This is a genomic window from Limnobacter alexandrii (assembly GCF_005871185.1).
In the GTDB taxonomy this organism is placed as follows: Bacteria; Pseudomonadota; Gammaproteobacteria; order Burkholderiales; family Burkholderiaceae_B; genus Limnobacter; species Limnobacter alexandrii.
Map to the genome: position 1 here is coordinate 1,179,173 of NZ_SWKN01000006.1, position 13,012 is coordinate 1,192,184.

General features: G+C 52.2%; 10 protein-coding genes. 7 read left to right on the plus strand and 3 right to left on the minus strand.

The annotated features are described in order from the left end of the window. The first annotated feature begins 550 nt into the window (after positions 1 to 550). From FCS97_RS05860 to FCS97_RS05885, 6 genes are all read left to right on the plus strand, one after another. Entirely contained in the window at positions 551 to 1,564 is a 1,014-nt protein-coding gene (locus tag FCS97_RS05860; RefSeq protein ID WP_138517423.1) for a sulfate ABC transporter substrate-binding protein, read from the plus strand. 18 nt (positions 1,565 to 1,582) lie between these two features. After that, positions 1,583 to 2,254: an RBBP9/YdeN family alpha/beta hydrolase gene (locus FCS97_RS05865; RefSeq protein ID WP_171035185.1), complete on the plus strand. Its 672-nt coding sequence runs from the start codon at positions 1,583 to 1,585 to the stop codon at positions 2,252 to 2,254. A gap of 117 nt (positions 2,255 to 2,371) precedes the next feature. Beyond that, on the plus strand, positions 2,372 to 3,211 hold the full coding sequence (cysT, locus tag FCS97_RS05870) for a sulfate ABC transporter permease subunit CysT (protein WP_138517427.1): 840 nt from the start codon (positions 2,372 to 2,374) through the stop codon (positions 3,209 to 3,211). Beyond that, positions 3,211 to 4,092, plus strand: coding sequence for a sulfate ABC transporter permease subunit CysW (gene cysW, locus FCS97_RS05875; RefSeq protein WP_138517429.1), 882 nt, complete (start codon positions 3,211 to 3,213; stop codon positions 4,090 to 4,092). Before cysT ends, cysW begins: the two co-directional genes overlap by 1 nt. Before the next feature lie 12 nt (positions 4,093 to 4,104). Next, positions 4,105 to 5,199, plus strand: coding sequence for a sulfate/molybdate ABC transporter ATP-binding protein (locus tag FCS97_RS05880; RefSeq protein ID WP_138517431.1), 1,095 nt, complete (start codon positions 4,105 to 4,107; stop codon positions 5,197 to 5,199). Beyond that, complete coding sequence (locus tag FCS97_RS05885) at positions 5,196 to 6,125, plus strand: CysB family HTH-type transcriptional regulator (protein ID WP_138517432.1); 930 nt, start codon at positions 5,196 to 5,198, stop codon at positions 6,123 to 6,125. The genes FCS97_RS05880 and FCS97_RS05885 overlap by 4 nt, the downstream gene beginning before the upstream one ends. 543 nt (positions 6,126 to 6,668) lie before the next feature. Here FCS97_RS05885 and FCS97_RS05890 read toward each other — a convergent pair. Beyond that, a complete protein-coding gene (locus FCS97_RS05890; protein WP_138517434.1) occupies positions 6,669 to 7,193 on the minus strand; it encodes a flavin reductase family protein in 525 nt (174 codons plus the stop codon). Positions 7,194 to 7,333: 140 nt separating this feature from the next. Here FCS97_RS05890 and tgt point away from each other — a divergent pair, with 140 nt between their 5' ends. Continuing rightward, positions 7,334 to 8,476: a tRNA guanosine(34) transglycosylase Tgt gene (gene tgt / locus FCS97_RS05895; protein WP_138517436.1), complete on the plus strand. Its 1,143-nt coding sequence runs from the start codon at positions 7,334 to 7,336 to the stop codon at positions 8,474 to 8,476. Here tgt and FCS97_RS05900 read toward each other — a convergent pair. Together FCS97_RS05900 and FCS97_RS05905 are read right to left on the minus strand one after the other, a co-directional pair. Beyond that, positions 8,424 to 10,004 carry a chemotaxis protein CheW gene (locus FCS97_RS05900; RefSeq protein WP_138517439.1) on the minus strand — a complete coding sequence of 527 codons (1,581 nt, stop codon included), beginning with the start codon at positions 10,002 to 10,004 and terminating at the stop codon, positions 8,424 to 8,426. The genes tgt and FCS97_RS05900 overlap by 53 nt on opposite strands. Beyond that, positions 10,001 to 12,820: a methyl-accepting chemotaxis protein gene (locus tag FCS97_RS05905; protein ID WP_138517441.1), complete on the minus strand. Its 2,820-nt coding sequence runs from the start codon at positions 12,818 to 12,820 to the stop codon at positions 10,001 to 10,003. The genes FCS97_RS05900 and FCS97_RS05905 overlap by 4 nt, the downstream gene beginning before the upstream one ends. Positions 12,821 to 13,012 lie beyond the last annotated feature (192 nt).

The following is a 13,012-nucleotide window of genomic DNA, read 5'->3' on the forward strand; positions in this document are numbered from 1 at the left end:
TAGTTATTTGCCAGCTCGGCATGGGTTACTTGTGTCGCACTGAAAACCGCTTGATCCCTTTTTGACTTTATTCTTGCTCACCTCGCTCGGCAAAAGGGCGGGCCGAGTCTCGGTGTCGGCGTAACGCCGAACGCTGCGACTAAACTCAAACGGGGCGGTTTTCTTGAAGTGCGTCCCAAGCAATCCCACTGCCGAGTTGGCTTAAACCTCTCGTGCGCTGCCATTTGCAAGTTCAGCTCTAAGTCACCGCTCGGTTCAACGCCCAATCGGCGGCGGTGTTTCGATCGCCTCGCCTTCAAGAAAACCTGCCCGACCCGCTTTTTAGGAGGGTCGTTCTCGGGCATCGAAAGGCTCAGCAAGGGGAGTACAGGTTTTCAGGCGATAGATCGGAATCCCAGCCGATCGGGCGATTAAGAAGCTGCGAGAGATCGAAAATCGCGCCGAGTGGGCTGATCAAGAATCTGATAAGCAAAGAAGTTTTTCTTCGTTCACAGCGCAAAGCCCGATCCCTAAGATGTGTCCACATCAAGAACACATTGAAGGATTACAAATGAATTTTGCCGCTCTGATTAAAAAAACCTTGGGGCTGACTGCGGCCTTGGCGATCTCCTCCACCGCATGGGCCAACGTTGAATTGCTGAACGTGTCCTATGATCCAACCCGCGAGTTGTACCAGGAGTTCAACCCGGCATTTGCCAAATACTGGAAAGAAAAAACTGGTGAAACCGTAACTATCAAGCAAAGTCATGGCGGTGCCGGCAAGCAGGCCCGGGCTGTGATTGATGGTTTGGAGGCGGATGTGGTCACGCTCGCCTTGGCCTATGACATTGACGCGATTGCCGAAAAAACAGGCAAGATCCCAGCCGACTGGCAAAAGAAGCTGTCTAACAATAGTTCACCCTACACTTCAACCATTGTATTTCTGGTTCGCAAAGGCAACCCCAAGAAAATCAAGGATTGGGATGATTTGGTCAAGCCAGGCATTCAAGTGATTACGCCCAACCCGAAAACCTCGGGCGGCGCACGTTGGAACTACTTGGCTGCTTGGGGCTATGCCTTGAAAAAGCCGGGCGGTAATGAAATCAAAGCCAAAGATTTCGTGACGACACTCTACAAGAATGTGCCGGTGCTAGATTCCGGTGCTCGCGGGTCAACCAATACTTTCGTGCAAAGAAATATTGGTGATGTGTTTATTTCCTGGGAAAACGAAGCGTTCCTGGCTATCAATGAATTAGGTAAAGACAAATTCGAAATTATTGTGCCATCGGTATCGATTTTGGCAGAGCCACCCGTTGCTCTCGTGAAAGGGAATGCCGACAGAAAAGGCACAACAGTGGTTGCGCAAGCCTACCTGGATTACCTCTACTCTCCCATTGGGCAACAAATAGCAGCGGCAAATTACTATCGCCCCAACAAGCCTGAACTGGTGGCCAACAAAGCCGACTTGAATCGCTTCCCCAAAGTGAAACTATTCACCATCGACGAAGTGTTTGGTGGTTGGCAAAAAGCCCAGAAAACCCACTTTGAAGACGGTGGCGTGTTCGATCAAATCTTCAAGCGTTAATTGTCGGGAGTATCGATTGTGCTTGCGCCCACTTGCATCACCGTACCCGGTTTGAATGGCAGTGGTCCAGACCACTGGCAAACCTGGGCCGAGAAGGAAATTCCAAATTGCCGAAGGGTGAGCGGGATTGACTTTGACAAACCAGTGATTGCAGCGTGGGCCGATGCCATTCGCAACAACATTCGCGATCAAGCGGGTAGCGTGATCTTGATTGCACACAGTTTTGGCTCTTTGGCCAGTGTGGTTGCGATTGCAGACAACGAAACCAAGGTGGCCGGGGTTGTTTTGGTGGCGCCTGCTTCTCCGCAACGATTTAGTGCGACAGGGTTGATCGGTCTTGAGCATGGCGTGTCAACAACATTACTCAGCGCAATTCCAGTCATACCTTTGGGTGTTCCCGGTATGCTAATTGCAAGTTCAGATGACCCTTGGATGAAGATGACGCACGCTCGATACTGGGCAGAAAACTGGGGTTTGCGTTTTTCGTGTTTGCGCAATGCGGGGCATATCAATATGGAATCTGGCTTTGGCCCTTGGCCTGCTTTGCCAAACATTGTTTGCAAATTCCGTGAACAACTGCAGGCCATCCCGCTCGGCCAAATTCAGGCACAAAGCCAATCCAGCAAAAATCGATTCACGGCCTTGTCGAAGATTAGACTGTTAACACGCAATTCTATCGACCTTCTGTAGCCAGACATTGATCATAAGTTTTTCTTATATCGATCCAATTTTTTAATCGTTCAGTATCTAAAGCCTCTCCAATAGACTGCTTGCTTCGTATTCAAATCGAACTTGCTAAGGTTTATCGTGGCTTCGTCTTCTTCAACCAAACGTGTGCTCCCGGGGTTTCATCTCACCCTGGGTTATGCCATCGTCTATCTTTCTTTGCTCATCCTGATTCCGCTGTCTGCCGTATTCATCAAGACCTTTGAGATGAGCTTCGCGGACTTTTGGGCTACCGTGAGCGACCCCCGCGTGGTGGCCACTTACCGTGTTTCATTTGGAATCTCCCTATTGGCAGCCAGCATCAATGCCGTGTTTGGTTTGTTGTTGGCCTGTATTCTGGTTCGCTACACCTTCCCTGGTCGAAAAATTGTGGATGCCTTGGTGGACCTTCCATTTGCCCTTCCTACGGCGGTGGCCGGTATTGCCCTTACCGCCCTGTATGCCGGCAATGGATGGGTGGGCCAATACCTGGAGCCGTTGGGAATTAAAGTGGCTTTTGCACCCGCCGGCATTTTGGTGGCTTTGGTATTTATCGGTTTGCCTTTTGTGGTGCGCACTGTTCAGCCAGTGTTGGAGGACATGGAAAGTGAATTGGAAGAGGCCGCAAGCAGCCTGGGTGCCAACCGTTGGCAAACCTTTTTTCATGTCATTTTACCCATCGTATTCCCAGCTCTGTTGACTGGCTTTGCCTTGGCCTTTGCAAGGGCGGTGGGTGAATACGGTTCAGTCATTTTTATTGCGGGCAATATTCCTTACGTGTCTGAGATTACCCCCTTGATGATCATCACCAAGCTCGAGCAATACGACTACACCGGTGCCACAGCAATTGCTTCAGTCATGTTGATCATTTCATTTATCTTATTGCTGGCCATCAATGGCCTGCAAGCCTGGACTGCCAAACGAACAGGGAGAACTCAATAATGTCGGGCGCTGTTGCATTGCATATTCACACCTCGCGCGCAGAAAAGCTGCAAAGCTCGTCCGCAACGCGGGAAACGCAATGGGTCAAGTGGGCTCTGATTCTCACCGGAGTGGCCTTCTTTGGTTTCTTTTTGTTGCTGCCTTTGTTCGCTGTATTCGTGGAAGCATTCCGCCAGGGAGTGTGGGTGTATTGGGAATCCTTGAAGGAACCCGATGCGGTCTACGCCTTGAAACTGACCTTGTTGGCTGCAGCAATTGCAGTGCCGCTGAATCTGGTGTTTGGTGTGGCCGCAGCCTGGGCGATTGCCAAGTTTGAGTTTCGAGGCAAGCAAGTTCTGATTACCTTAATTGACTTGCCATTTTCTGTGAGCCCTGTAATAGCGGGCCTGGTGTATGTGTTGTTGTTTGGCGCGCAGGGCTGGTTTGCACCTCTGTTGGCTGAGTACGAAATTCGTATTATTTTTGCGGTGCCTGGCATTGTGTTGGCCACGGTGTTTGTCACCGTACCTTTCATCGTTCGCGAGCTGATTCCGTTGATGGAAGCACAGGGCAAAGAGGAAGAAGAGGCCGCCGTGGTGTTGGGTGCGCGGGGTTGGCAAACTTTCTGGCATGTCACTTTGCCGAACATCAAGTGGGGTTTGTTGTATGGCGTTATTTTGTGTAATGCCCGCGCCATGGGCGAGTTTGGTGCGGTGTCGGTGGTGTCGGGCCACATTCGCGGTGAAACCAACACGCTGCCCTTGCATGTCGAAATTCTATACAACGAATACCAGTTCTCAGCAGCGTTTGCAGTCGCTTCTATTCTCGCGTTTTTAGCCCTGATTACTTTGGGTATTAAAACCTGGGTTGAGCATCAAGTCGCCAAACAGGGTGTGCACTAAGAAGGAATTATCATGAGCATTCAAGTCAAAAACATTCACAAGCAGTTTGGCAATTTCACCGCCCTGAACAATGTCAGCCTGAATTTCAACAGCGGTGAGTTGGTCGCTTTACTGGGTCCATCGGGCTGCGGTAAAACAACTTTGCTGCGCATCATCGCAGGCCTGGAGCAGGCCGACAGCGGCACTGTGATTCTGGATGGAGAAGACACCTCTGATACGCATGTACGCGATCGAAATGTGGGTTTTGTGTTTCAGCATTACGCGCTGTTCAAGCACATGACTGTGTTCGACAATGTGGCCTTTGGCATGCGCATGAAGCCACGCAGTGAGCGGCCCAGCAAAGCAGAAATTGCAGACAAAGTGCACAGCCTGCTGAAGTTGGTCCAGCTGGATTGGTTGGCGGATCGTTTCCCTTCCCAGTTAAGCGGTGGACAACGCCAGCGCATTGCCTTGGCGCGCGCGTTGGCTGTAGAGCCCAAAGTGCTGCTGTTGGACGAACCGTTTGGTGCCCTGGATGCCAAGGTGCGCAAGGAGTTGCGTCGATGGTTGCGCCGCCTGCATGATGAACTGCACATCACGTCGATTTTTGTGACACACGATCAGGAAGAGGCCTTGGAAGTAGCCGACCGGGTTGTCTTGATGAACCAGGGCAATGTAGAGCAAATTGGTACCCCCGAAGAAGTTTACCAATACCCGGCTACTCCTTTTGTGTACGGGTTTTTGGGCTCGGTCAATTTGTTCAAGGCACGTCACTTGGGCGATGGTCTTCAGGTTGGCGAGTCGAACCTGGCGCATTCCGGTACAGTGTTGAACAGATCGGGCGAGGCAGTGCAGGGTACCGATGTGCTGGCGTTTGCGCGCCCGCATGAAATTGAAATTCACACAGAGCCTGATTTCTCGTTGGGCGTGCCTGCCAAAGTGGTGCGTGCGTTGCGCTTTGGTTTAAACACACGGATTGAACTGGATTCGGTTGATTTGCAGCCTGCCCAGCACTTTGATGTTGAAATCAGCGCAGAGCGCGCAGTGCAACTGAACTTGCAGGAAGGCCAGTTGGTTCGGCTTTCAGCCAAAGCTTTGAAGGTATTCGACTTGGTAGGTGTCGCATGAATTTTCAGCAGTTGCGTATTATTCGCGAAACGGTTCGTCAGGGATACAACCTGACCGAAGTGGCCAACAGTTTGTACACCTCGCAACCCGGGGTTTCGAAACACATTCGCGATCTTGAAGAAGAGTTGGGTGTGGAATTGTTCATTCGCAAAGGCAAACGCCTGATGGGTTTGACTGACCCTGGCAAGGAGTTGCTGGTGCTGGTTGAACGCATGTTGCTGGACGCCAAAAACATCAAGAACCTGGCTGAGCAATACAGCAGCCGCGACGTGGGACAGCTGACGGTTGTTACCACGCACACGCAGGCCCGCTATTCATTGCCCACGGTGGTGAATGAGTTTAAAAAGATTTTCCCGAAAGTTCACTTGCGCATGCATCAGGGAAGCCCCAAGGAAATTACGCAGATGCTGCTGGACGGCCAGGCCGACATTGGTATTGCGACGGAGGTGCTCGGTAACGTCGAGGATCTTGTTTCGTTTCCTTACTACCAGTGGAAGCATCAGGTGGTGGTGCAGCAAGGCCACCCTTTGTTGAAACTGGCCGAGCCTACTTTGCAGGATGTGGCTGAATACCCGATCGTGACTTATCAAGAGGGTTTCACCGGACGAATCAAGATTGACGAAACTTTCCGCAAACTGGGTTTAACACTGGATGTGGCCATTTCCGCGCTGGATGCGGATGTCATTAAAACCTATGTGGAACTGGGCCTTGGTGTGGGCATTATTGCCAGCATGGCCTACAACCCGGTGAAGGACACAGGCCTGGCGGTGCTTGATATTGAATCGGATTTGCCAATGAACACTACCAGCATTGCGATTCGCAAAGGGCATTATTTGCGCTCGTTTGCATACAAGTTCATCGAGCTGTGTAATGGGGATTTGACCGAAGCCAGGTTGCTGGCGGCGTTGAATGATTCATTGGCTTAGGGGACAAGGTAACTCGGCGTGGGTTACTTGTGTCGTACTGGCCAGGTGACTTGGGAGCTAAACTTGAAGGGTCACCGCTGCCCGAAAACTTGGCATATCGTCTTGTCTGCTTGAGCCTGCACTAAGCCAAGCCCTCCGAAAGTAACGGTCGGGTCTTGGCTTTCGCGCCAAGGCGCGATCGCTAGTCTCTGCGCACCAAGCCGGCAAGTTTTCTGACTGGTCATCGTGCGACCCATTGCAAGTTCAGCTCCGAGTCACCACTGGCTCAACAGCCCAATCGGCGGCGGAGTTTCGATCGCCTCGCCTTCAAGAAAACCTGCCCGTTTGAATTCATCCGCCACGGTCGGCCATGGGCCGGCACCGAGACTCGGCCCGCCCTTTTGCCGAGCGAGGTGAGTCAGGGTGAATCTCAAAAAGGGAAAACCAGGTTTTCAGGCGAGAGATCGGAACCCAAGCTGATTGGGCTGTTAACCGGCAGGCGAGAGATCGGAACCCAAGCTGGTTGGGCTAAATAAACCAGCTGTCGAGCAAGCAAGAATTTGATCAGTTCCGGAAGTACTTCCTCGACCGATACACCAGCGCCTCGCCTTCGCGATAATCGCAGCGCAACACCTCGCCCACCATGATGAAATGATCACCTTCATCGTAGCGGCTGCGCACTTTGCATTCAAAATGCGCCAAGGCGTGGGGAATCAAAGGCGCGCCACCCAAGCCCTCAATCACCTCCAGGCCAGCAAACCGATCGCCTTTGAAGGTTGAAAAGTGATGTGACAATTCTTCCTGATCGGCAGACAACACACTCACGCCATAATGCGTGGCGGCTGCAAATGCATCGTGACTGCTGGCTTTCTTCGACAAGCTCCACAACACCAAAGGCGGGTGTAGCGAGACCGAGTTAAATGAATTGGCCGTCACTCCCACGTATTTGCCCTCGGCATTTTTGGTGGTGATGATGGTGATGCCAGTGGCAAACTGGGCCAGCGCTTGCCGAAACATGTGCGCGTCCAGTTCGGCGTCGCCTTCGCGTTTCTCGGCGCGAATGAATTCGGGTTTGGCAGGTTGTTGCATGGGGTACTTCTAATTTTGTGAATGACTCCATTGTGCCAAACAAGCGCTTGAATTGCTGGAATGGTGACTCAAAACGTGGTTTTCAGACCCATGTGCTTGAAATGATTTAAAATACGGCCAATTCTAAAAAGGCATTTTCCTTGAGCGCACTGTCCTTCAAACTCAAAACCACCTCGGGCAAAGCCCGTCGCGGCGAAATTACCACTGCACATGGTGTCATTCAAACCCCGATCTTCATGCCAGTGGGCACCTACGGAACCGTCAAGGGCATGACCCCGCGCGACCTCACCGAGATCAATGCGCAAATCATTCTGGGCAACACCTTCCATTTGTGGATGAGGCCTGGCCTGGACATCATGGAAAAGTTTGGCGGCCTGCACCAGTTCATGGGTTGGAAGGGGCCAATCCTGACCGATTCAGGCGGCTTCCAAGTGTTCAGCCTTGGGGCCATGCGCAAAATCAAGGAAGAGGGTGTGCATTTCCGCAGCCCCGTGAATGGCGACAAATTGTTCCTCACGCCCGAGGAAAGCATGCGAATTCAAACTGTATTGAATTCCGACATTGTCATGATTTTCGATGAATGCACACCTTACCCGGCCACACACACGGAGGCGCGCTTGTCCATGGAAATGTCCATGCGTTGGGCACGCCGCTCTCGAGATTCCTTCGATGCGCTGGGCAACAACAATGGCCTGTTTGGCATCGTTCAGGGCGGCATGTATGAAGACCTGCGCGATATTTCGCTACAGGGCCTTGAGGAAATCGGCTTCGATGGCTATGCCATTGGTGGTTTGTCGGTGGGCGAGCCGAAGGACGACATGCAACGCATTCTGGCGCACACCGCGCCGAAGTTGCCACAACACAAGCCGCGCTATTTGATGGGTGTGGGCACGCCCGAAGATTTGGTGAATGCAGTGGGGCAGGGCATTGACATGTTCGATTGCGTGATGCCAACCCGCAATGCGCGAAATGGTTGGCTGTTCACACGCACGGGCGACATTCGCATTCGCAACGCAAAATTTCGCAACGATGAAAGCCCGCTTGATGCCACTTGCAGCTGCTACACCTGCAAAAATTTCTCACGTGCTTATTTGCATCACCTGGACCGCAGCAAAGAAATTTTGGGTGCGCAGTTGAACACCATGCACAACCTGCATTACTACCTGGAATTGATGCGTGAAATGCGCGAAGCGATTGAGCAAGACCGCTTCGAGGAATTCGTGAAAGAGTTCAATGCGCTGCGTGCTCAGAATTCTCAGCAGAATCAGCAGCTACCTCAGTAGCAGCAGGTTTCGCCAAACCAAACTGATCGAGAATCAACAACACTTGTTGGTACAAATCGATCACCTCGACCATGCGTTGGTGTTTGTTTTCACCAATTTGTGCCAGCCGCTGCGTGGTTTTTAACTGCCCGTGCAGCAGTTGCCTTTGTTCGCCCAACACCGGCACATTGGGTTCCCACTGCGCATTTTCAATTGCAGTCAGCGAAGTGACGGCAAAGCCAACACTTGCGCCATGTGCATTCACCACCAAAATGCTTGATTCATGATCAAGGCTTTGGCGTGCAGCACCCAGCCACTGTGCCAGATCAAACACGGGAATGGATTCGTTGCGATGGGTCAGCATGCCCAGCATGGGATTGCCGCGTTCGAAAATTTCAATGTCGGAACGGTAGGGAAGTACTTTCCGCACCTGCTCAATGGGCGTAGAAAACTCGGTACCCAATCGGTACACCATCAAGCGGTCCAGGCCGTGCGCAACTTTGCCCTGCTGGTTTTCAGCATCCTCTTGGGCTGTCGCACTGGCCTTGGCCAGAATGCTGGCCAGTTCAAGCAGTTCCTGGTCTTCACTGATTCGCGGGCAAGACAATACAAAGTACTGGGGGCCACGCTGTGAATGCGGGTCTTCTTTTGAGAAAACCGTGCAGGGCAAAGCACCTTCAAGTTGCGCCGCTTTGGGCAGGCCAAAACCCGGCAGTGGAATGACTGAATTGTGCGGTACATGAACAATGTCCAACACCCGGTCAATCAGCAAGGCCAGCGGGTTTCCATCGATTCGTATGACAAATGCTTGCTGGGTTGTTTGTTTCAATTGCTTGTTGTTGCCAAGGCCCAGGTAGCTGGCCAGGTCCACTGCGGGAATGGTTTGCTCCCGGTAATCCAGATTGCCTTTGTAAAACCCGCCAGCGTATTCGCTGGGCAACAGCACCGGATTCACCACGGTGGTTTCAATGTCTTTCGGGTTTACGGCAAACAGTGTGGATGTACTTTGCATCAACATCAGTGGTGTGCGCGTATTCAGCGCGGTGTCTTCATTCGATGTTTGCAATTCAAGCGATTGGCGGTGCGGCTCCGGGTCTTCGGCCTTGGGCAGGCCAGGCAGCTGGAACAGGGCTTGTGTAGACAGCACTTGAACCAGTTGGTTTAACTCTTTGTTCATGAGGCTGCCCGCAAAAATACTGCCGATGGCGTCTGTAGCACTGACCGTGTGCAAGTTGCCCGGGTTTGCAAAAAACAAAGCTTTCACCTGGTCAGCAATTAAACCGAGCAGATGGTTTTCATGGGCGATCAGCAAAATACAGCCAGGCTCATACTGGTGTCCTGGCCGGTTCAGCAAACACTCCAGGTCGAGGACCGGAATGCTCACGCCGCGCAAGTCCAGACCACCCTTGATCCAGGGTTGCGGGCAGGGCAAGGCCATCAAGGGGTGAAATGGCACCACCTCCCTGACTGACTTCATGGGCAGGGCCAAGGTCATTTCGCCAATTCGAAATGAACCATACCCTTGGTCGTATTGACTCAAGTCACTCATGCGCTTTTACTGCCGAGATGCTTTTCAAGGCCACCAGTGAGATCCTCAATCAGGCGGTTCACGGCAATGGCCAGGTCGCGTTGTTGCTCAGCAGAACTTGTAATTTGCTTCACACTTTCACCGGTCTCGGTCACGCTGCTCAAAATTCCTTCAAAGCTTTGTGCAGCGTTCTGGCTCACTTCAACGCCTTCCTCAACTTGCGCTACCGATTCTTCAATCAGTGTGGCAATTTCGCGCGCAGCGCTTGAACTGCTTTCGGCCAACTTTCGCACCTCGGCGGCCACCACGGAAAACCCAACGCCATGTTGACCAGCGCGTGCAGCTTCAATTGCAGCATTAAATGCCAGCAAGTTGGTTTGATTGGCAATGTCACCGATCACTCGCACTATTTCCGACACCTTGCTGGAGCTATTCTGAATGGCATGAATTGCAGCGATGGATCGCTTCAATTCCTTGCTGCCCAGGTTCGCCGCGTCAAGGCCCTTTTGTGCCAGTTGAGTGGCCGTGGCCGAGTTGCCTGAAATGTCGGTAATGCTCTCGACCAGCTTGGACACACGTTCCCGCATTTCGCCCGACTTTTTGTTGATGCCTTGTTCCAACATCACTTCTTTCGTTACGTCGTAAGCGTACTTCACCACCTTCACCACATTGCCGTTCAAATCCAGAATGGGGTTGTAGGTGGCTTGAATCCACACATCCCGATTGAACTTGCCCACGCGGTGAAAGCGACCGCTGACGAATTTTCCTTCGTTCAGTTTCAACCAGAAGTCGCGGTACTCTTCGCTTTGTGTGTATTCCAGCGTACAGAAAATGCTGTGGTGCTGGCCCTGAATTTCTCGTGAGGTGTAACCCATGGCATTCAGGAAGTTGCGGTTGGCATTGAGCACATGGCCATCCAGATCAAACTCAATAACAGCTTGTCCCAAATTGATCGCTTCTACCTTGGCTTCAAATTCCGAGTTTTTCAGCTTGCTTTGGGTCACATCGCTGGCAAATTTCACCACCTTGACCAGGTTGCCGCGCGGGTCATAAATCGGGTTGTAGGTGGCTTGAATCCACACCTCGCGCCCACCTTTGGCCACGCGCTTGTATTCACCTGCTTCAAACTGACCGCGGCCCAGGCTTTCCCAAAACGCCTGGTACTGCGGTGTGGCTGCATAGGCGGCATCCACAAACATGCGGTGGTGGCGACCTGTAATTTCCTCGGCCGAGTATTCCATCAGCTTCAAAAAGTTACCGTTGGCATAGAGCACCTTGCCTTGCATGTCGAATTCAATCACTGCCTGCGAACGGTCAATCGCCCCCAGTTTGCCCTCGGCATCCAGACGGGAAAGTTTGGACTCGGTGATGTCTTGCAACATGAGCACCACTTTGATCAATTGCCCCTCAAGGCCAATCACCGGGCTGCGTGTGCCTGAAAGCCAAATTTCCTTGCCGCCCACACCCTTGTAGCGGAATTCACCGGCCAGGTTCTTGCCTTCCCGCAGATCGTTCCAGGTCTTGAAATGGCTGCTGTCGTTGCGTTCTTCATCGAACATCAAAAAGCCCTCAGACTTGTCCACCAAATCGGCTTGGCTGTAGCCCAGTGATTTCTGCATCAATTCATTGCAGCCAAGAATTTTCCCTTCTGCATTGAATTCAAGAATACAACTGGTGTTGGAGACTGAATCCATGCGCGCCTGGGTTTCAATGGCCTGCAATTTGGACTGGGTGATGTCGCTGCAAAACTTGATGACCTTCACGGGGTTGCCTTCCAGGTCAAGAATCGGGTTGTAGCTGGCCTGAATCCAGATTCGCTTGCCGTGGTTGCCCATGCGCAGGTATTCGCCAGAATCAAATTCACCTTGCCCCAGCTTGCGCCAGAAAGCACGGTATGCGCCGCTGCTGGCCTCTTCCTTGTCCACAAACATGCTATGGTGCTGACCGACAATGTCGCCCAGCGAATAGCCGGTCAAGCTCAGGAAATTCTCGTTGGCGCTCAAAATATTGCCACCCAAGTCAAACTCGATAATGCCTTGAGAACGGTTCATGGCGTTTACCTTGCCATCGTCTTCAATTGCCTTGATCTTGGCTGCGGTAATGTCGCTTGCAAATTTAACCACTTTCACCGGCTTGCCATTCACGCCAAGAATGGGCGTGTAGGTGGCTTGCAGCCACACCGGGCGGCCCTGTCGGTTAACGCGCATGAATTCGCCAGACCTGAATTCCCCGGCCGCCAGGTCTTTCCAGAAATTGCTGTATTCCTCAGACTCCGCATAGTGTTTTTCGCAAAACTGGCGGTGATGCTGCCCCACAATTTCTTGCAGGCGGTAGCCCATGGTGTTCAAGAAATTGTCGTTGGCCGCCAGAATGCGGCCTGTGGTGTCGAACTCAATCACAGCCTGGGTTTTGTCAATGGCCGCTACTTTGCCTTCATTTTCAAGTGACTTGCTCTTGGCTTCTGTAATGTTGCTTGCAATCTTGATCACAGATACCAAATTGCCGTCGTCGTCCCGCACCGGGTTGTAGCTGGCCTGGATATACACCTCCTGGCCCTGTGAATCCAGTCGCAAAAATTCGCCGCTTTGAAACTCACCCTCGCGCAACTTGTTCCAGAACAAGCCGTATTCCTCGGATTCCCTGGTGCTGACCGTGCAAAACAGGCTGTGGTGTTTGCCCAGTATTTCCTCTTCCGTGTAGCCAAACACACTCAGAAAGTTGGCGTTGGCGTACAGCACATTGCCGTTCAGGTCGAATTCAATGCAGGCTTGGCTCATGGCCAGCGCATTGAACAGGTGGGTACGGTGATTGTTCAGCTGCTCGGGGTTGGGTGTCATGGGTCGCCTTGCTGGTCAGAATGGGTTGGCTCGATTGGGGTAAATACCATTGTGTGTTGCGCAGGGCTGGCCAATCAGTCAATAAAACAGGTAATCACGGGTCAATTGCGGTTTTTCGATCCCTGGGAATCGCACATTTGGAGAGGGGGGGTAATGCAGGGGGAGGGGTTTCAAGGCCTATATGGCAGGCTT